The following is a 19961-nucleotide window of genomic DNA, read 5'->3' as shown; positions in this document are numbered from 1 at the left end:
GACTCGATTAGGCTCAGCAGATGGTCGAAACCACACGCGACGTGCCGATATCCCCCGTCGACGCTGCTAGCTTCCAGCTCAGTGTGCACGTCCAGCCGTACCTCGTCACGATTGCCGGACTGCTTTCTCCGGGTGGCTTCGTCGATCGAGACGGTCGACCGGATCTTGCGCATCTTCACCGCACCCTCGCCGCTCACATCGCGCAGGAGCCATTACTGCGGCAGCGACCGATCATGCGGAACGGGTCATGGTGGTGGACTGATAACGACATCGACTTCGACCTCCATGTCTCATTGGACGAACGCGGTCCTACCGAACCCGACTTCGAAGCGATCTGCAGTCGACTCGTGATGCTGCCCCTCGACCCCTCCCGCCCCCTGTGGCACATCGCAGTGGTTCCCGCAGCTCGACCGGGGCAGTGCGGCATCGTCATCCGAGTCCATCACGCGGTACTCGACGGTGCCAGAGCCAGCGAGCTTTTCGAACGACTCTTCACCTCGGCTCCATCGACAACGCAACCAAGCACGGGCACCTCGCCAAGGACGAAGATCCGTCCGACTCTCGAACTCCGCGATCAGAAGAAAGCCAGCCCCCGGGACCTTCTCCGATTTCGAATGGGGACGTTCCTACACCGGCCGATCCGGTCGCGGGCGCTCCTCGGCACCATTGGCCCCACGAGATCGATCTCGTCCGTCAACGTCGGCACCTCGTTGATCGAGCGTGGTGCGCAAAAAGCGGGAGGCACATTGAACGATGCCTATCTCGTTGCCGCGGGCGCCGGACTGCGATACATCCTCGAAGATTGCGGTGAACACATTCCCAAGTCGATCGCGGTGTCGGTCCCCGTCGCAGTCAGCGCGATCGGTGACGCACGCAATGCCGTCGGATTCATGATCATCGACCTCCCACTTCGCGAAACCGACCGAGAACGCGCCGTCGCGATCGTCGCGAAGCAAACCGCTGCGGCAAAGCCGTCCGCACGCGCAGCGGGAACAACATTTCGGTCACCACGTATGGCCCTCATTTTCGACAGGCTCGCGAAGCGCCAGCACATGATCGGTGCAGTGGTGTCCAATGTCCACGGACCGCGTGGCCCGCTCACGCTCGACGGGGCAGCGCTCGTCGAACTCTGGCCGTTGGGCCCGTTGGCCGGCAATGTTCGAGTCGGATTCACCGCAGCGTCCTACAACGACAGATTTTGGATCGGAATCCAGACAGATGCCGAGCATCTCCCTCCTGCACACAGGATCGCGCAAGCCGTCGAACGGACTCTCAACGAAATAGCCAGCGCCGCAACCTGACTGGATCTAACCGAGGATTTCGTGGATCGCAATGCCATCGAGCCGCTATCCGATTTACCCCGCCGCTTGGACGACGGATACTGTCGAGAGGTCTCGACTACAACTCGAGTGAGACGAGCCGGCAAGCCGGTGTCATCACGACACGATCGTCACGAGGGAGGCGAAAGATGTTCACACCTGCAGAATTCGGCAAGGTGTCGGTATTGGTTCCAGAGAACGGTGGTGCCGTCCCCTACGGAAACACCGTGGTGGTGCACGGATCCGAAAGCACTCTCGTCATCGACCCCTCACTCTCCCTCGACCGAGATCCCGTAGGTGCAGACCTGGCGTTCATCAGCCACGGCCACGAGGATCACATCGCCGGCCTCCATCATTTCGACGTGCCGACGTTCGCACACCACCTCGACGCGCCCTCGGTCGCATCACTCGAAACATTGCTCGACAACTACGGCCTCCGCGCAGACGAACGAGCAGAGGTCCGACAATCGATAGCAACGCAGTACGGCATACCTCCGACGCACGAGAACGTGGCGGGGATCGCGGACGGCCACATCTTCGAGCTCGGTGACCGCACGGCGACGGTCATTCATTTGCCAGGGCATACCCGCGGACACTGCGGTGTACTCGTCGAACCCGACGGCTTCTTCTACGTCGCCGACATCGACCTCACCTCCTTCGGCCCGATGTACGGCGATCTGGGTAGCAGCGTCAACGACTTCCTCGACTCCATCGACCACGTCGCAACGATCGACGCACGCTGGTACGGAACTTTCCACCAGAAAGGCGTGGTCGAGGGCAGCGACGAGTTCCGTCGCCGGTTGACCGCCTACCGTGAGAAACTGCTCAGCCGTGAAGAACGTCTCGTTCGATTCCTCAGTGAACCAAAACGCCTGGAAGACATCGTCGCCCATCGACTCGTCTACCGCCCCCACGTCACGGCCCCTTATGTCGACGCCGTAGAACGACGAACAGCACAGCTGCACCTCGAACGACTCATCGCGTCCGGCGCCGTCACCACAGACGAAGACAAGGTGTTCCGGCGTGCCCTCTGACGTTCGAGCAGGCAGCGCGCCGTTCAACGATCACTCGTAGGATAATCGTCGACATGAATTGGGACAGTTCCACGGAAGCCGGATGGTTCGTCAAGCTTGCCGAAGATGGCTCTGCCGTAGCCATTTTCGATCCAGCGGGAAGTCTGTACGGCAAACTGTCTCCCACGCACCCGGACGAGGGCGATCGAACTCCCGGTAGACGGAAGCCGAAATCGTCGGTTGCCGATCGAGACCGAGATGTACTCACGTTCCGCAAAGGTCACCCCGCAACACTTCACTTGGCCGACGGAACGATCGGAACCGTGACTGATCAGAAGCGCGGGGCCATGCGCAGAAAGAACAAGCGATGTGAGGTCGACATCTCCGGTCGGACGTACATCTTCACGCATTCCTCGAGCCGGAGAGCGACGGCCCTGCGCGACGGAATCGCTCTCGCACATATGGCCCGCGGGCGCTGGTCCAACCGAAACAACGTCACTCGGAAAACTGTGTCGCTGACCGATGCCCTCGACGAATGCGTGCTGACGATATTCCAGAAAGTAGTCACACCGGGCCGTACCGGCGCGCTGGATCAGGTGATCTCCGACCTCAGTAACATCTGAGACAGCGGTGCCGACAGGGATTGACCCCTCCCTCACCCGCTGCCACTCGAGACACTGGCTCTACATCTACGAGGTCCCCGCCCCTCAGAACTCGAAATCCTCGACACCGACGCCGGGGCACCAATCGGCGCGAGACGAAGAATCGTCCGAAATGGGCGAAGCAGGACGAAACACTCACACAATCAGGACGAAGCTATCCGACGCCGGCCAATCGTGACACGTACGGTAGAAATGTAAACGTCAGTGATGTTACGACGGTTACCGGCCTCGTCGGTCCCCTCAATTGTGTGGCCGTCGAGGTCGCCTCGTGTCAATGCCCACATGAAAGCGATTGCAGAAGATGACTTCTGACAGGCGTCGAGACTGATCCGAGGCGTCGTTCGATTCGAGAACAGCCCACAAATCAGCGCCACAACCCGAACCAACGCCTCTTCCGTCTTGACTCTTGTTCACAATTCTCCCCTCCCCCAGCAGCGCAAGGTTGGAGAGCATTTCCGTTCGTACACAGACAAATTGGCCTCCGACCGAGTCGTGTCCGCCGGCGCGGTAGTGTCGTTTCCCTCCATCCGACTCTCGACGCGACTGATGCTGCCGTTGTGGTGTCCACTCACGACCGACAGATGATCCGTGACACGAACTCGTGGAACACCCTCACCCTGCCGTAATCCCGGCGAAGTGAACGCATGTCCGGCCGTCAGGATTCTGCCGTTCGACCAACTGCATTGACTACCTCCCGGTAACAACATTGTGAGCCTTGACACATCCGTTGCCCACTCAATACTGTTCAGCGGACGATAGTCGTCTCTAATTCTACCTACTTCCGATTTCCGACAAGAAGGACGCGAGAACTGATGCCTAGCAACCCAACCCGAAATGCATATACCTCCGAGGGGCGCCGGTGACCGAACCGAATGTTCAGTCGAAACTAGGGCCGTCCGCACGCCAAGTCGGAGGATTCGCAGCCGTTGGATTCCTCGCATTTTCCGAAGTCACCAGCGGAATGCTGCAGTCGTGGTACATACCGCTCATCCCGCAAATTGGGCAGAGGCTCGACGTCAACCCCGCACAACTCAACTGGGTAATGGCTTCATACCTACTCTCGACCGTAATCTGCGTACCCATACTGGCCAAACTGGGTGACCGATACGGCCACCGGCGCATGGTTCTATTCGTGCTTGGCACCGTGACAATCGGAACGATCATTACAGTGGTAGCACCATCGTTCGGAATCTTCTTGCTGGGCAGAATCATCCAGGGAACGCTCGGGGCTCTGCTTCCTCTCGAGTTCGCAATTCTCCGAGAACGAGCGGGCGCCAGTTCGGGACGCGCAATCGGAATACTTGTAGGCTGCTTGGGCGCCGGAGGAGCCGCAGGAACCCTCTTGGTCGGAGTCCTCGGAGCTCATGCCGACCTGACCCTTGGCCTCCTCGTGCCTGCAGCACTCACACTGGCAAGCCTTGCCACCATTGCCATGTTCGTACCCGAAACCACCACTCGTGCAACAGGGTCCATCGACTGGACGGGCGCTGCACTGCTGGGCACCGGCCTCGCGGCCGTCCTCGTCGGGATAAGCAATGGAAGCAAGCTGGGGTGGACTTCTCCGACAACCCTGATGGCAATAGGCGGCGGATTGGCATTACTTGTCGCCTTCGTTGCAATGGAGAAGAGAATCAGTAGCCCGCTGGTCGACTTGAACTTGTTGACGAAGGGAGGAGTCGGATTCCTTCTAGGATTGACAGCATTATTCGGACTGCAGTTCTACGGAGCCGCAACTGTTTCTACACTGTATTTTGCATCCAAACCCGAGATCGTCGGGTACGGATTTGGGCTCGACTCAATGGGCATTGGGCTCGCGATAACCCCAGTACCCATCGCCCTCATGATTTCGTCGTCCCTCGCCGACAGCCTCGCACAACGGATCGGGGCTCGAACGGTGCTGCAGATGTCCGCCGTTCTGATTTCCATTTGGTTTGGTGGGTTGATCGTATTTCGACACAGTCTGACGGGCTTCATTTCGATGGGCGTGATCGGCGGTATCGGAATCGGATTGTTCGTTGCACTCCTTCCCGCCCTTGTCATTTCTCGCGCACGTCCGGAAGACTCCGGAATCGCGGGCGCTCTATACAACACCTCTCGAACGGTGGCCGGGGCAGCCGCTGGAGCGATGTGCGCTGCGATCATGTCCGGCATGGTGATCAGCGGATCTAAAATACCCAGTGAGACTGCGTTCCTCACGATCTGGTCCGCCTGCATCGGAGTGAGCGTTCTCATCTTTGTGCTGGTCCCATTTCTCAACAAACTGGGCGGAAAAGCCCACCAGCCCGAACCGACGGAGCAATTGATCGACATTCCGGCCCGAGAAGCATCTTAATACGAGCAAGGAAGCCGGCAACACTTCGCTGCCGCATCGACTTTGGCCGGAACCAACTTTGATGCCCATAGAGAAGTCCGGGATGGCACGTGGCATGATGTGCCCCATGTCACGTGCCATCCCGCAACCCTCTGGCCGTGGGCGACCAAGCGATCCGAACATAGAAGCACGTATTCTGTCCGCGACGCTGGAATTGTACGGGGATCTTGGGTGGGCAAGATTGAATCTCGACCTAATTGCGCGACACGCCAAGGTTGGAAAAGCAGCCCTGTATCGACGATGGCAAACAAAAGAACAGATAATGACTGCTGCGTTGCGATCCAGCAAAATTACCGTCGCTGACTTCGATACCGGAACCCTTCGTGGAGATCTGGTTTTTGTTGGCCAAGTAACGGTAGAAAGTCTGCTCGGCGAGCACGGCTCAGCACGAATGCGAGCGATGATTGATGCAAAGATATACCCAGAATTATTTGAGGGTGAAATAGCCGAATTTCGCAATGAACGCATCATTGGTGGTCGTGAAATTGTCTTTCGCGCAATCGAACGCGGCGAGATCGCGAAAGGCACATCGCCAGCCTTGATACTTGATGCCGTGGCAGGAACAATTGAGCACCATTTTTTGATGACCCCGATGTCGAAACTCAAAGAATTCGAATCCGGCGCCGCTAAATACATCGAATCAGTGGTCGACCTCGTTCTCGGCGGCATCAAGTACAACAGCAGCTCTACTGAAACATAATCTCGAGTTGTAAAAAAACTCGACCGAACCGGGAGCTGACCATGTCAGCCCCGCTTGGTCCAATCTCCGGTTAGCGTTGAGATCCGATCGTTGCCGACCCGCATGGCCGGTACAAAGAATTGAGTAGACTGTGGAAACACCAAAGCACAGAAACGTCACACCACTGAGATGGTCAGTGAAAGAGTCATTGCTGCAATACGTTCGAGCACTTGGCGAGATTACATATGTGTCTGCCGTAGTCGAGGAGAATGACGAACTGATCTGGCCATTCCTCGCAGATCGTCATGAACCCGATGGGACTCGGATCGCCCAGTACAGCGGCGAGGTCCGCCTCCGGGCGCACGACGGACTCCTGAATATCGTGATCGCCGATCCCGAGGTTCTCCTGACCGAGGCGCAGGGGCAATTGAGCGTCAGGACGACCCTTGACGGGTCGGAACGCATCGTGATTGCGACCCTCGACAGCGTCGAGAGTTCGGAATCAGCCGTGCGCGCCCAGGTTCGGGTGACTGCCGCAGGCTCGATGGTCTTCGGCGCCAATTATCCTTCAGGAACAAAGCTTTCGCCATTGACAATCGGAGTTAGCCCACGCTGACAGAATGCGGATGGTCACTGCGGCTCACCGATACCGTCCAGGACCAGGAACTCGATCTTCCGCAGTTCGTCGACCGCGTCGAAGTCGTTGTCGCGGTCGGCGATTCGGCTGATCAATTCCACCATGGTCGAATGGATTGTCTGGAACAGGAATGCACGCGGGTCGGAAGCATTCATCACGTCGGCACTGTTCATCTGAATCTGCGCCGTTGTCGTACGTCGCCCCAGAAACACGCGCGGAACCCGAAGGCCGGTCGGGTCGGTCACCACGGTGATGTCTCCACCAACGACGACGAACAGGTCGAAGTCGTACTGGAACTCCACACTTCTCATTCGGTTCCGAAGCCGAACCAACTCCTCGATGAAGTCTGGCGGTATCGAGGGCCCACCGAACACCGTTCTGAACGAGATCCTGCGAGTATCCATGGTCGAAACACTAGGACATATCTGTGACCTGGCCTTCGAGCAAGCGCTCGCCGAATTCACCTGACGACGCTCCCCCGATTCCAACTCGAACTATCGATCCTGAGTTTCGGGATCGAGACCCATTCCACCCTCTTCTCCCGCGTCAATTGTTTGGGCGTAGCCCGCGGCATACTGCTCCAACGCGACGGTCGCATCTGCTTCACCCGCCCACTGGTCCGGCACCTCGAGCCCGTCGCTCGTCGTTCGCGACACCCGCGCGGTGGAGAACTCGACGACGGTGCGGGTGAAGGAGCACCGCAGGAAGCTCGAGGATGGGGAGAATCGCGCGGCGCCGAAGGTGCAATCTACGAAAGACGTGTCCGAGAACTGCGCACCGGTCAGGTCCGCGCCGTCGAATATGCAGCGCTCGAACACAGTATTGGGCACTGACCTGAGCCGCAGTGCTTTCGCTCCGGTGAAATCGCAATCGACGATCTGCGGCCCCAGAGCCAGACGGGAGAGCGTGGCACCGCGGAAACTGCACCGCTCGAATCTGCGATTGATGCGCGGCTGACCGGTCAACATGGCGAAATCGAAACGGCAGTCGAATAGTTTGGACTCGAAGACTGACAGTGCACCCTTGACGAAGCTCAGGTCGATGCGTTCCAGAGTGAGGAATCTGATGTCGATACCACCGCTACCTGCCGTCAGGCCACGCAAATCCACCAACCCGTCGGCAGTCTCCGTCCATGGCGAGGTGAGCGCGTGAGGTGGCTTGACGATCCGCGACTGATCAAGCAACTCTGCCCGTAATTTCTCGACATCCTCGTCTGACCAACGGCGGCGCAGAACACTGATGTCGGATCGCTTCACAGCGGTCCCGCTGAATGAAGTATCAATCGAGATCGACCTTCCGTACGTGCGTATTTGCCACATCAAGTTCGATTTCCTGTGCATTGGCTAATCGCAGTGTCGGCACAGGATCTCCCGTCGTGTCGTCGACCAACGTCGAAAATGGTTCACCGTCGTCGAACGCGTGGCGCTCGCCCCACTGACGCAAACTCACGATCACGGTGAACAGATCCGCGCCACGTGCGGTCAAGACGTACTCGTTCCTGGTCCCCTGTTCGTTTGCTCGAACCTCCAGGATTTCCTGTTCGACAAGGCTCCGCAGCCTGTCGGTCAGAATGTTCTTCGCGATGCCGAGGTTGCGCTGAAACTGACTGAATCTGCGCGCCCCGTCGAAGGCATCCCGCACGATCAGCAGCGACCAGCGGTCCCCGATGATGTCGGCTGCTCTAGCCACCGGGCAGTGAGAGTCCGTCCACTGCATGCGATCAGCCATCGAATTCCTCTTTGGTTGCGTTTTGAAACCGACATGACATAGCCTTCAAATGGTATCAAAACGCAACCAAATGGAGTGAAAGTGGTCAATCATGCCGCGCACGAGGCCGCGCCGACCAGGCACGGGATGCCTCGCAGACTGCGCATCCTTTTGGCTGTCCTCTGCGGGGTCTCGGTAGCAAACATTTACTACGCACAGCCACTTCTCGGCCAAATCGGGGCGGACCTGTCACTTCCAGCAGCCGGTCTCGGACTAGTCGTTGCACTCGCCCAACTCGGCTACCTCGCAGGGCTGATCGTGCTGGTGCCACTGAGCGACCTGGTGGACCGCAGGAATCTGATCGCACTCCAGATAGGCTCTGCCGCAACGGGAATGATGCTTGTCGCATTTTCCACCACGAGTCTTCAACTGTTGATCGGCATCACCGTCGCAGGCGCATTCTCAGTCGTCGTCCAAGTCATAGTTGCCTACGCCGCAGCTATCAGCCACCCGGAGGAGCGGGGCGCAAACATCGGCGTCATCACCAGTGGCGTCGTGGTGGGCATCATCCTCGCCCGCACCGTGGCGGGACTGGTTGCCGATCTGGCCGGCTGGCGGGCGGTCTATTCGGGGTCTGCCGTCATCTCTCTTCTGATCGCCGCGGTCGCTTTGGCGATGTTGCCGAAAGACGTGTGCCCACGACGGAAGAAGGGCAGTTACGCGCGGGCAGTCGGGTCAGTCGTGACGTTGACAACTACGAACCGAGTATTCCGAACCCGGGCGCTGATCACCCTGTTCCTCTTTGCGTCCTTCGGTGCATTGTGGAGCGGTATGACCCTGCCACTGAGCGAGGAACCGTGGCGATTGTCCACAACACAGATCGGGCTGTTCGGCATAGCCGGACTTGTCGGCGCACTGGGTGCAATCAGCGCCGGCCGATGGGCAGACGAAGGCAAGTCGCAACGCGTCACCGGCTTGTCCCTGATCGTTCTCGTACTCTCGTGGGTGCTGAGCGCGCAGGCTACGCACTCTCTTGTTCTGCTCGCGATCGGCGTGATTGCATTGGACTTCGCCGTCCAGGCTGTACACGTCACAAGTCAGAATCTCATAGTCGCCCATGCACCGGAATCGGCCGGCCGCATCATCGGCAGCTACATGGTGTTCTATTCGCTGGGCAGCGCAATCGGAGCGATTTCCACCACCATGGTCTTCCATGCCGCGGGTTGGGGTGCTTCGAGCGCCGTCGGGGGCGGGTACGCTGCCGCTGCATTGATCGTCTGGATCGTCGACCTGACGCGCACATCGCGGGCACGAAAACAGCCGGGCCGCAACACGGCCCGGCTGCAGAGTCCTCACGCACCAACTGGGATTCAGAATGAACGCAACTACTGAACGTGATCGAATACCAGTCGTCTACCCTCACTCAGCATCGAATCCTCCACTCTTACAGAGCGATTACGTCGCCCACGAAGATCTGATCGGGATTGACGATCTGTGGGTTCATGTCCCAAACCTGTTGCCAGGTGAGCCCCCTTTCGGCGCCGAGGCCGAACAACGTATCACCGGCCGCGACGATCACCGCTTCACCCGACGTCTGAGACGCAGACTCCGGAATGCTCTCTGCCGGTGAAGATTCGAATGTTGCAGACTCGACTACCGGATCCGGCACGGATTCGGGTACCACTTCGGGCTCGGGTGCAGGTGCAGGTGCAGGAACAATGCTCGAGCCGGTGTCGCACGCGCCGACCGAACTCAGGAAGGCCATGGGATCGACGGCGCCGCCATTGTGAATCCGCAGATGCAAGTGTGGCCCGGTGGAACTGCCGGTGTTGCCCGTTGCCCCGATCTGATCGCCTACCTCGACATGCTGCCCCACACCGACCCATGTTTCGGAGAGGTGACCCATCTGAATCTGCGCGCCCGAGTCCGCTTCCAACTGGATGTATGTTCCGTATCCACCCGGATCGTTCGGTCCTGCAACCGAAATAGTGCCCGACGTCGGTGCGTGGAGTACGGTGCCTACGTTTACGGCGAAGTCGACGCCGTCATGTCCTGCATGGAAGCCCTGTGACAGCGCCCCATCTACCGGCCACTCCCAGTTACAACTCGCCGACCAACCTTGCGCACCGGCGATACCTGCATTGACGACCGCTCCGGCACCCACAAGAGCACTCACGCCCGCAGTAGCAGCGATGAATCGTTTCGTGTTGGAACGCATGGGTTTTCTGTGCTTACTCATTTTTTCCTTGACTGATGTGATCGGAGCAGGTGCAACGCTCTACCTGCGGGCAGCACTCGGTACGTGCTGAGCGGTACGGCAGACAGCACCGACTCCGTTGGAGTGAATTTTTCGGAATGCGCCGCGGTGATAACCAGAGCGGCAACTCTTGCGACAGCGGGACGCATGGGTACTGATCGAAATGTCGAGAATCCGACGAGCTCGTGAATCTTCGACGGCATGGTCTGTGGCACGGAAACGGCCACAACAGCGAACACCTGAGCGCGCTAGCTCGCATCACGGACCACACTGTGGTGCGTTCATCCTGTGCCCCGCGGACTTGTCACGCGGGTGGACGGAGAGCAGGTCCGGAGACTATTCCGTCAGTACTGGTGAAAGCACTGTCAAAATCCCGAGCCAACTCGCGGCAGGGCGGGAACCGATCCTTGATCGTGGGCCACGAATGTCGCCACGCCGAACCGAAGGAATTTCGGTTGCAGATCGACAGGGCGGGTGTCTGCACGGGCGGTCGAGATTGGGGTGGAACATGCGGATCCTTGCGTTGCGGATGAGAATCACCCCATACGCTGTCGCTTCATGGTGCTCCACACGACGGTTGAATTACCTGGATACATACCTGTTTTTGCCAGGTCGACCCGACCGGTCGAAATTGCACCCGCCTCGACGTCACCTGAACGTCGAACGGGAGACCAGTGCATGTCCCGGTATCGGAACGTGCGCTGATCTCCCGTTCGGGTAGATCTGTTGTTCGGTAGAGCTACCGCTCTGCTGCGTGATGCGCGGCGATGTATCCGTAAACCAAGCCCTGGCCGATCGTCGCGCCAGCGCCCGGGTAAGAGTGTCCGAATGCGTTGGCCGCGGTATTGCCGATCGCGTACAGGCCGTCGATGACGCTGCCGTCCTCACGAAGCACGCGCGCTCGATCGTCGGCCTCCACGCCACCGCAGGTGCCGAGGTCGCTGAGCGTCATCTTCACCGCGTAGAGGGCACTCGTGTCGAGCTTCCTCAGGTTCGGGTTCGGGGACACTGTCGGGTCGCCGTAGTACCGATCGTATGCACTTCCGCCGCGACCGAATTCCGCATCGCTACCGGCAGCTGCGGCCTCGTTGAACTTCTCGAAGGACTCGGCAAAAGCATCCTCGGGAAGTCCGACCTTGCGGGCAAGCTCGGCCGGACTGCTCGCCTTGTGCGCGATACCGGACTCGAAGAACGCTGGTGGAAGGGGCTGACGCGGGAAGATGCCGCCTGCGAACACATAACTGTTGCGGTACTCCTGGTCGAAAACGAACCACATGGACTCGGCAGGGTCGCCCGCCTTCTCCCTTTCGAGCACGCGCTGACCGAACGTCATGTAGTCGGTTGCCTCGTTGACGAATCGACGACCGGTGTGGTCGACGATGAACGAGCCAGGCAGCGCACGCTCCGCGAGCATCACCATTGGCGGTCGTCCCTTGATGCTCGCCACTGCGGGGAACCACCACGACTGATCCATCGAGCCGATACCCGCGCCCAACTCCTGGGCAGCCTCGATCGCCTCGCCGATGTTGCCCTCTGCGCCCAGGCTCTCGTGCTCTCCGAGGCTCTCCGACTGGTACTTGTGACGCCATTCCATGTTGTGGTCGAACCCGCCGGCGGCCAGAACGACACCGCGGCGAGCCGTCACCGTCACCTCGCGACCGTCTTGCACGACGATCGCACCGGTCACGCGGTCGCCCTCGGTGACGAGCCGAACCAACGACGTTTCCGTCCACACCGGGATACCTGCTTGCACCACACCGGCGAACAGGCCCGCTGCGAGCGCCTGACCGCCGGCGATGTATTCACGCTTGAGGACGTACTTACCGTAAACGCCCTGCGCCAAGCGGCGGATGATGCGCGGAAAAGCCTTGGTCGGCTTCTTCACCATCAGGTTCATCCATTTGTAGTCCGCGCCAGTGACCGGCATCGGAAGCCCGGCTTCCATCAGGCCGGGGCGCAGGCGAGCGCGTTCGGTGCCCAGTACCGACGCGTCGAACGGCTGGCACTCGCAAGTGCGGCCGGCCGCGCTGCCGCCCGGCAGTTCGGGGTGGTAATCGGAGTATTCCTTGGCCCAGAAAAACTTCATGGGCGTCGTGCGACTGAGCATGTCGACCGTGGCGGCACTGTTGTCGACGAACGCGTCACCACGTGCGGCGGGTGCCGTATCACCAACCGCCGCATGCACATAGGTCTTCGCGCGCGCAACGGTGTCGCCCGCACCGGCTTCCGCCAGTACCGCGTTGGCAGGCATCCAAAACGCCCCACCGGACCGCGCCGTCGAACCGCCAACGTACTGCGTCTTCTCCACGATCAGCGTGGACAAGCCGAGCTCGTTCGCGGTGAGGGCCGCAGCCATGCCGGTACCGGACCCGATCACAAGCAGGTCGACAGCGATGTCATGGGCTCGAGTCGCGGGGGGTGCCTGATTCTTAGCCATTGAACGAATCCCTTCACGTGGTTTATCGACGCAAACGCTAGGGCAGTCGAGACGCAGTAGGGTCCGGATGCCCATTCAGCGGGACACTACAAGCGGGTTGACTCACCAACACCGGTCACGGTTGGCCCATTGCGGCGCTCACCGCAGGGTCCCGTCGATCGCATCATCGCCAATCTCTGAATTCTCCGATTCGAGCGGATATGGTGAGGCTGTCCCTTCGATCACGACAGTGTTGGAAAGTGGCCACTGCAAACGACATTGCTGGACGAGTTCCGGGCACACGAAGAACCGAGCTGTGCGTCGGGGAATGAACAACCTGGACATTGGAGGTCTCTCGTGATGAATCTCGTTCGCCGACTGAGCGTCTGCGCATCTGTCGCGATCGTTTCGGCTCTGACGCCGGTAGCGCTCGCATCTGCAGCGGTGACCATTCCATTCCAGGTCAACCCTGCGCCGTTCGGCAACCCGAACGGCAGCTTCGACGCGCCCGCAGTCCGCTGCGTAGCTGTGGTCGGCGACCAACCAGGCACGGTGACGATCACCGGCGGCAAGGAAGACCGGTGGGGATGCCTGCTCTCGTCCGAAGTGCGCTGGCTGAACCTCTCGACCGGGGCCTCCGGTTCCGCCCGACTCTCGGACGGCCTGCACGGATTCCCGGCAGAGGCGATCGTTCAGACCGGAACCGGCCAAGTCGCTGTCGCCGTCCTGTCCGTCACCGGAACGATCACCCCAGGCCGTCGCATCGTTCTACGTGCCGTAGCACCCGAACTCCGAATCACGGGCGCGATGGGACCTAGGTCGTGTTTGCCGACACGTCATCACGGTTAGCCTGAAAAGACGCTACCGAGAGGACGCTCATGACCTCGACTGTGCACGAAACCGTCGCCGTGGATCCAAACCTGATCGACGTCTACAAGGACCTCCACAGCCACCCGGAGCTGGGGTTTCACGAGGATAGAACATCCAAGATCGTCGAAAAACATTTGGCAGCATTGGGATTCGACATCACAACCGGGGTCGGCTCGACCGGAGTCGTCGCCGTCCTGAAGAACGGAGCGGGACCTACTGCGCTACTGCGTGCGGACATGGACGCCCTCCCGGTTCGAGAAGAAACCGGCTTGGACTACGCCAGCACGGTGACGACCACCGACGATCAGGGGAAGTCCGTCTCGGTCAGTCACGCGTGCGGCCATGACCTGCACACAACCTGTCTACTCGGTGCAGCCCGAATTCTTTCTCAGGACACGACGACCTGGTCCGGCACTCTCGTCCTCGTCTTCCAACCGGCCGAAGAACTTGGCGCAGGTGCGCAGGCCATGGTCGACGACGGACTGTTCGAGCGATTCCCGAAGCCCGACATCGTCCTCGGACAACACGTGGCTCCACTACCGGCAGGCACCATCGCCGGGCATGCTGGGCCTTCGTACGCGGGATCGGACTCGTTGCGTGTGCGACTGGTCGGAAAAGGCGCGCACGGATCGATGCCGGAGAACTCCGTCGATCCCGTGGTCATGGCAGCCGAAACCGTGCTCCGCCTGCAAACTGTCATTTCACGCGAAGTGCCGAGCACCGCGACGGCGGTCCTCACCGTCGGCTCCATTCATGCTGGAGATGCCGCCAACGTCATTCCCGGCGAAGCGGAACTCCAACTCAACATCCGTAGCTACGACGCCGGTGTGCGGCAACGAATCCTCGACAGCGTCGACCGCATCGTCCGGGGCGAGGCGGCCACTGCCGGCGCACCCACCCCACCGACTATCACCGAGACAGAGCACTTTCCTATCGTCGTCAATGATCCGGCAGCGCTGGACAAGACACTCGATGCCTTTGCCGAATGGCTGGGAAACAACAAGATTCTCGACCCTGGCGCAGGAGCAGGGAGCGAGGATGTCGGCATTCTCGCGACCAGCGCCGGTGCGCCGCTGTCGTACTGGTTGCTCGGCGGCACCGACCCTTCCCTGTTCACGACAGGTGACATGACCGATCCAGCCCTGCGAACCGTGCCGTCGAACCATTCGCCGCACTACGCTCCCGTGATCGAGCCGACCCTGACAATCGGCGTGAACGCCTTGGTGGTCGCGGCCAGGACGTGGCTACCAATTCCCTGACGTCATAGCGTCTCCACTGGGCTCCCTCCATGAGAATTCAAGGGAGCGAGGCAGTTTGACATTGCATGACGCTGCAGCAGACCGATCGATGGACGTGCAGGATTCGAAGTAGGCGCATACCCGAGCAATGACAGTCGATCTCGAGCTTTCTTGGCGCAGTTTCTCTGGATCGTCTTCGTCGTCATAGGCGGACAGACCGGATACTGATGATTCTGAGCGGTAAGTGGTTCCGACGAAGCTGAATCATTGCCGGTTCAACCGCACACCATCAATAGCCGCAAGTAAAGAACTTGACAAGCTTTACCCATCTCCGTCTTCGAGTTTCACACTATTTACCTCGAAGAAATTCAATACCAGATAGGCCACGCCTGACTACAAAACACCCCGAAGTATTGACGGAAACTATCAGGCCGAAGCCTTATCACATCCAGGCCAACCCTTTGACGCACCCGGATCATAATATTCCTCGATCATCGCCGGTAAACACTGATCAGCGTGTGACTCACGGCATTTTCCGATTTACCACGGGAAATCGTGATAATTCATCACCGGCCTTGAACTGGAAGAACTGCAAAAGTCCTAGATTCAACTAATTCCAAACCGCAGGGTTCTCTTCACTTTTCGCGGCATTTCAATTGGCAATGCTTGACATCGAATTGTCTTTCGTTCTCAATTAGCGATGCCCACTGACGTGATGCTCCTTCGTGCATCAACGCATTAATTCCGCTATCGAATCCAGTGAAGGGATCAGCCGCGAAAATGACGGTTGCCGAGAGCTTGAAAGATAGGAACCTGTACTCGAACCTCAGGCGTGCTGCCGATTTGAGCAACCCATTCTGGGATCGCGCAGTCGGCGAGGGCCTGGCAGATATCACCGCCGACCGCGTCGCAGGCTTCGAACACCGGACGACCGAAGGGTACGAATTCGAGAATTTCTCCACCTACTCGTACCTGGGTCTCGACACCGACGATCGGATTCGGTCGGGTGCAATCGCCGCTCTCGAGCGCGAACGAACGTTGAACAGTTCCATCTCACGGATGAGGGTTCACTCCCGTCTCCTCGACGACACCGAGGCCGCACTGAGCGAACTGTTGGACGCGCATGTTCTCACGCTCGGGTCCGCGGCCAACGCGGCGTGGAGTCTGCTCCCCCTCGTCGCATCCGGATTGCTCACCGGCGGCGAACCTCCCCTCATGGTGTTCGACAAGAACGCACACTTCTGCCTGAATGCAATGAAGGCGAGCGTCGCCGACGAAACGACGATCGTGACCATTCGGCACGACGACGTCGATGAACTCGAAAGTCTCTGCCGCACAAATTCTCAGGTGGCATACGTGGCGGACACCGTCTACAGCACCGGTGGAAAGGCACCGCTGAACGAACTGTTCGCATTACAGGCCAAATACGGACTGATCCTCGTTCTCGACGAGGCGCACAGCACCTCGGTCCTCGGACACAACGGCCGTGGTGCAGTACTGGATCTCATTGGCAGCTTGAATGATCGAACATTCTTGCTGACATCGCTGAACAAGGGATTCGGCGCTTCCGGCGGCGCGATCGCACTCAGCCGCACCAGTGGCAGCCGAAATCGTGATCTAGCACTTCGCTACGGCGGCCCACTCACGTGGTCACAACGTGTGAACGTAGCCGGGCTGGGCGCTATCGCAGCGTCCGTGGAACTTCACCACAGCGGAGAGGTCGACAAGCGCCAACGGCGACTGCAAGCGGTTGTGGAACAGTTCGATTTACTCGTCGACACGCCGGCATCGGGCGATGGCCTCCCGATCCGGTTCGTCACACTCCACGAGGAAGAGAGAACCATCGCTGCAGCAAAGGAACTGCTGAAACGCGGTTTCTACACCTCGGCTGTCTTCTTTCCGGTCATCGGTCGAGGCAAAGCCGGGCTGAGATTGATGCTTCGCGCGGACTTGCCTTCGGCAACGATCGAGCGTTTCGCCGACGTCCTACGAAGTGTCACCGAATGAGCGAAGGCCGCACTGTCGCAGTGACACCGCTGGCTTGTGCCGTCGTGTTGACAGCACAGATGGCGACGACCATCTATCTCCCTTCACTGCCGAAGATCGCCGCGGATTTGGGCATCGCGGATTCCGTCGTCAAGTGGTCGGTGACTTTGTTCGTGATCAGTGCAGCACTACCGGTGGTCGTGTGGGGGCGGTTGGCCGATCGCCTCGGACGTAGGACCGCACTGCTGTCCAGCTTGGCCCTGTTCGTGATCGCCTGCGTTGCTCTCGCCTTGGTCCAGAGCGCCGCCGTTCTACTGATCGGCCGGATCGTGCAAGGCATCGGGGCCGGAGGCGCGGCCATCGTCGTGCGAATGATGGTGAAGGACAGGTTCACCGGTTCGGAGCTGGCCAGTCGATTGTCACTGTTGTCGATGGCATTTGTGGTGGCGCTGGGCGGTGGCCAACTGATCGGCGGCGCACTCGCGTCGTTCACCTCGTGGCGCGCCGGATTCGGAGTCCTCGGGGCGTTCGGCGTAGCACTGGCTGCAGTGGCGGTGAATACCGAGAACACCACGGTCCGCGACAACAACGAACGCGTCGTTCGGTGGAATGCCATAGTGCTGACACCCAAGTTCTACAAACCGGCCATTGCGGGAGGTTTGGGTTTCGGCGCGATCGTCCTGGTTCAGCAATCGAGTCCCTTCCTGTTCAGCGATCGATTCAATTTGCAACCGTGGGCGTTCGGCGCCTTCGGAATCCTCTACGGAGCCGCCTACTTCGGCGGCGCATTGTACGTCAACCGCAGGGCCACGGCCGTTGGTTCGGAAAAGCTGATGCGCAGAGGTGCGTTATGCATGCTGGTTGCGGGTCTCGTCCTCATGCTCTGCTGGTATCCCCCGCTTGGTTCCATTCCGTTGCTCGTCGTCTTCCTGATCGGTTACGTCGCATTGACATTCGGGCAATCGCTGCTCTTCCCGAACTCGGCTGCATCAGCAGTGACACATTTTGCGGAAGGTGGAGCCATCGCCGTCGCTTACTGCGGCCTCGTGCAGCAGGGGATTGCCGGCATCGCCTCCGTCGTCGGACCTCTCGTGTCCGATGAACGCGTGTGGTCGGCAATCATCGCACTCATCACCGCAGCGGCGACAGCGCTCGTCTTCTCCCTCCGTACAGCTTCCTCCGAACCGACAGTAGGTACGTCCCATGCCCGTCATTGAACGCACCGCACAACTCGACCCCGGAACCCGGGAGCAAAACTTGTTGGCATACAAGACGATTCGTGAGCGAGTCGCGGGCGCGCAACACTTGTCCGTTCACGGAGCACCCGAGCGGTCCGTCGCCAAGCACCGTGCTCGCGGCAAATTGCCCGCTCGCGAACGCATCGACGCTCTTCTCGACGTGCAGTCCCCATTCTTCGAGATCGGCCAACTGGCCGGATTCGAGGTGTACGACGAGCAACTCCCGTCGGCCGGTCTGGTCACGGGAGTAGGTCTCATCCGCGGCTCACTCTGCGCCATCTTCGCGAACGACGCCACTGTCAAAGGCGGCACCTACTACCCGCTGACCGTCAAGAAGCAACTGCGATTGCAAGCTGTCGCCCGTCGACTGAGGCTGCCGTGTGTCTATCTCGTCGACTCGGGAGGTGTTTTCCTCCCCATGCAGGATGAGATATTCCCCGACGAGCACCATTTCGGCGAGATGTTCAAGAACATCGCCGAAATGTCGGCAGACGGAATCGTTCAGATCGCAGCCGTCATGGGCTCTTGCACCGCAGGAGGTGCGTACATCCCGGCGATGTGCGACGAGACCGTCATCGTCCGAGGCACCGGCACTGTCTATCTCGGTGGTCCTCAGTTGGTCAAGGCTGCTACCGGTGTCGACGTCGAACCGCAGGAACTCGGCGGTGCCGACGTGCACGGGGTGATCAGCGGCGTCGTCGATCACATCGCCAACGACGACATCGAGGCACTGACAATGATCGCCGACATCGTCGCCCGAGGTGATCGACGGGAAGTACGGGCACCGTCACGATCTCCGCGACCGCCTCTCCACTCCCCCGAGGCGCTCGACACGGTGATCCCGGCTTCTTCCAAAACACCTATCGTCGCGCGCGACGTTCTGGCCCACCTACTCGACGCGAGCGAATTGGTCGAGTACCGAGCAAATTACGGCCGAACCATCGTCTGCGGCACAGGCCACATCGAGGGGTACACCGTCGGAGTCGTCATGAACGACGGAGTGCTCTTTTCGGAGGACTCCCTCAAAGCCGCCAACTTCGTCGAGCTGTGTTCACAGCGAGATATCCCACTGTTGTTCCTGCACAACGTCAACGGATTCATGGTCGGGAAGCAGTACGAAGCGGAAGGTATCGCCAAGCATGGAGCGAAACTGGTCAACGCCGTTGCCTGCGCGAGAGTTCCCAAGCTCAGCATCGTCATCGGTGGAAGCTACGGGGCGGGAAACCTCGCAATGTGCGGACGCTCGATAGGCCCTGACTTCATGGCCGTGTGGCCGAACGCCAAGACAACCGTAGTTGGTGCGGAACAAGCAGCATCGGTGATGGCCTTGATGAAGATCGAATCTGCGCGCACACGCGGAACTCCGCTCACAGAAGAGGAAATAGAGGAAATCAAGCGGCCGATCCGTGAAGGTTACGACCGGCAAGGGGAATCGGTTTACGTTGCGTCCAGGCTGTGGGTGGACGCGATCGTCGACCCGGTCGACACGCGATCCTGGGTTTCGCTCGCACTGTCCATGCTTCCCCGCAATCACGGAACAACGCGCTTCGGCGTATTCAGGATGTGAG

The 19961-nt window shown here is 59.7% G+C and carries 16 protein-coding genes and 1 pseudogene; 12 read left to right on the top strand and 5 right to left on the bottom strand.

Features of this window, described 5'->3' with window-relative positions; all coding sequences use genetic code 11:
* Positions 1-20 precede the first annotated feature (20 nt).
* From ACFWAD_RS23470 to ACFWAD_RS23445, 6 genes are all read left to right on the top strand, one after another.
* On the top strand, positions 21-1301 hold the full coding sequence (locus ACFWAD_RS23470) for a wax ester/triacylglycerol synthase domain-containing protein (protein ID WP_378548233.1): 1281 nt from the start codon (positions 21-23) through the stop codon (positions 1299-1301).
* 167 nt (positions 1302-1468) lie between these two features.
* Positions 1469-2353 (top strand): MBL fold metallo-hydrolase, encoded by an 885-nt coding sequence (locus ACFWAD_RS23465; RefSeq protein WP_378548230.1) that lies wholly within the window; start codon positions 1469-1471, stop codon positions 2351-2353.
* Positions 2354-2406: 53 nt separating this feature from the next.
* The gene (locus ACFWAD_RS23460; protein ID WP_378548227.1) at positions 2407-2955 is read left to right on the top strand and encodes a hypothetical protein; all 549 of its coding nucleotides are present in this window, start codon (positions 2407-2409) and stop codon (positions 2953-2955) included.
* A gap of 898 nt (positions 2956-3853) precedes the next feature.
* Positions 3854-5326 (top strand): MFS transporter, encoded by a 1473-nt coding sequence (locus ACFWAD_RS23455; RefSeq protein ID WP_378548224.1) that lies wholly within the window; start codon positions 3854-3856, stop codon positions 5324-5326.
* Positions 5327-5432: 106 nt separating this feature from the next.
* On the top strand, positions 5433-6065 hold the full coding sequence (locus ACFWAD_RS23450; RefSeq protein ID WP_378548221.1) for a TetR/AcrR family transcriptional regulator: 633 nt from the start codon (positions 5433-5435) through the stop codon (positions 6063-6065).
* Between the two features lie 130 nt (positions 6066-6195).
* A complete protein-coding gene (locus ACFWAD_RS23445; RefSeq protein ID WP_378548219.1) occupies positions 6196-6660 on the top strand; it encodes an HtaA domain-containing protein in 465 nt (154 codons plus the stop codon).
* Positions 6661-6674: 14 nt separating this feature from the next.
* On the opposite strand, the gene ACFWAD_RS23440 is transcribed toward ACFWAD_RS23445, so the two are convergent.
* From ACFWAD_RS23440 to ACFWAD_RS23430, 3 genes are all read right to left on the bottom strand, one after another.
* Positions 6675-7085: a hypothetical protein gene (locus tag ACFWAD_RS23440; protein ID WP_378548216.1), complete on the bottom strand. Its 411-nt coding sequence runs from the start codon at positions 7083-7085 to the stop codon at positions 6675-6677.
* Between the two features lie 90 nt (positions 7086-7175).
* Complete coding sequence (locus ACFWAD_RS23435; RefSeq protein WP_378548213.1) at positions 7176-7937, bottom strand: pentapeptide repeat-containing protein; 762 nt, start codon at positions 7935-7937, stop codon at positions 7176-7178.
* Positions 7938-7959: 22 nt separating this feature from the next.
* Entirely contained in the window at positions 7960-8409 is a 450-nt protein-coding gene (locus tag ACFWAD_RS23430) for a winged helix-turn-helix transcriptional regulator (protein WP_378548210.1), read from the bottom strand.
* Positions 8410-8490: 81 nt separating this feature from the next.
* On the opposite strand from ACFWAD_RS23430, the gene ACFWAD_RS23425 reads away from it, so the two are divergent.
* Positions 8491-9780: an MFS transporter gene (locus ACFWAD_RS23425; RefSeq protein WP_378548207.1), complete on the top strand. Its 1290-nt coding sequence runs from the start codon at positions 8491-8493 to the stop codon at positions 9778-9780.
* 52 nt (positions 9781-9832) lie between these two features.
* Here ACFWAD_RS23425 and ACFWAD_RS23420 read toward each other — a convergent pair whose 3' ends face one another.
* Both ACFWAD_RS23420 and ACFWAD_RS23415 read right to left on the bottom strand, forming a co-directional pair.
* Positions 9833-10606 carry a peptidoglycan DD-metalloendopeptidase family protein gene (locus tag ACFWAD_RS23420; protein ID WP_378548204.1) on the bottom strand — a complete coding sequence of 258 codons (774 nt, stop codon included), beginning with the start codon at positions 10604-10606 and terminating at the stop codon, positions 9833-9835.
* 778 nt (positions 10607-11384) lie between these two features.
* Positions 11385-13082 (bottom strand): 3-ketosteroid-delta-1-dehydrogenase, encoded by a 1698-nt coding sequence (locus tag ACFWAD_RS23415; protein WP_378548201.1) that lies wholly within the window; start codon positions 13080-13082, stop codon positions 11385-11387.
* Positions 13083-13421: 339 nt separating this feature from the next.
* On the opposite strand from ACFWAD_RS23415, the pseudogene ACFWAD_RS23410 reads away from it, so the two are divergent.
* The 5 genes and pseudogenes from ACFWAD_RS23410 (at position 13422) to ACFWAD_RS23390 (ending at position 19960) form a co-directional block, all read left to right on the top strand.
* Positions 13422-13842: pseudogene (locus ACFWAD_RS23410) on the top strand (hypothetical protein).
* 97 nt (positions 13843-13939) lie between these two features.
* Positions 13940-15190, top strand: a complete 1251-nt coding sequence (locus tag ACFWAD_RS23405) for an amidohydrolase (RefSeq protein WP_378535725.1) — start codon at positions 13940-13942, stop codon at positions 15188-15190.
* Between the two features lie 822 nt (positions 15191-16012).
* Entirely contained in the window at positions 16013-17176 is a 1164-nt protein-coding gene (locus ACFWAD_RS23400; RefSeq protein ID WP_378548198.1) for an aminotransferase class I/II-fold pyridoxal phosphate-dependent enzyme, read from the top strand.
* Entirely contained in the window at positions 17173-18372 is a 1200-nt protein-coding gene (locus tag ACFWAD_RS23395) for an MFS transporter (RefSeq protein ID WP_378548194.1), read from the top strand. The genes ACFWAD_RS23400 and ACFWAD_RS23395 overlap by 4 nt, the downstream gene beginning before the upstream one ends.
* Complete coding sequence (locus ACFWAD_RS23390; protein ID WP_378548191.1) at positions 18359-19960, top strand: carboxyl transferase domain-containing protein; 1602 nt, start codon at positions 18359-18361, stop codon at positions 19958-19960. Before ACFWAD_RS23395 ends, ACFWAD_RS23390 begins: the two co-directional genes overlap by 14 nt.
* The last annotated feature ends 1 nt before the right edge of the window (position 19961 follow it).

The sequence above is a fragment of the Rhodococcus sp. NPDC059969 genome (assembly GCF_042738325.1).
GTDB lineage: Bacteria > Actinomycetota > Actinomycetes > Mycobacteriales > Mycobacteriaceae > Rhodococcus_F.
This window is presented reverse-complemented; position numbering and strand designations above follow the sequence as displayed.

Bases quoted from the DNA above. Each gene is read 5' to 3' on its own strand.
- ACFWAD_RS23470 (WP_378548233.1), top strand. From the start codon at position 21: ATGGTCGAAACCACACGCGACGTGCCGATATCCCCCGTCGACGCTGCT.
- ACFWAD_RS23465 (WP_378548230.1), top strand. From the start codon at position 1,469: ATGTTCACACCTGCAGAATTCGGCAAGGTGTCGGTATTGGTTCCAGAG.
- ACFWAD_RS23460 (WP_378548227.1), top strand. From the start codon at position 2,407: ATGAATTGGGACAGTTCCACGGAAGCCGGATGGTTCGTCAAGCTTGCC.
- ACFWAD_RS23450 (WP_378548221.1), top strand. From the start codon at position 5,433: ATGTCACGTGCCATCCCGCAACCCTCTGGCCGTGGGCGACCAAGCGAT.
- ACFWAD_RS23440 (WP_378548216.1), bottom strand. From the start codon at position 7,085: ATGGATACTCGCAGGATCTCGTTCAGAACGGTGTTCGGTGGGCCCTCG.
- ACFWAD_RS23430 (WP_378548210.1), bottom strand. From the start codon at position 8,409: ATGGCTGATCGCATGCAGTGGACGGACTCTCACTGCCCGGTGGCTAGA.
- ACFWAD_RS23420 (WP_378548204.1), bottom strand. From the start codon at position 10,606: ATGCGTTCCAACACGAAACGATTCATCGCTGCTACTGCGGGCGTGAGT.
- ACFWAD_RS23415 (WP_378548201.1), bottom strand. From the start codon at position 13,082: ATGGCTAAGAATCAGGCACCCCCCGCGACTCGAGCCCATGACATCGCT.
- ACFWAD_RS23405 (WP_378535725.1), top strand. From the start codon at position 13,940: ATGACCTCGACTGTGCACGAAACCGTCGCCGTGGATCCAAACCTGATC.
- ACFWAD_RS23395 (WP_378548194.1), top strand. From the start codon at position 17,173: ATGAGCGAAGGCCGCACTGTCGCAGTGACACCGCTGGCTTGTGCCGTC.
- ACFWAD_RS23390 (WP_378548191.1), top strand. From the start codon at position 18,359: ATGCCCGTCATTGAACGCACCGCACAACTCGACCCCGGAACCCGGGAG.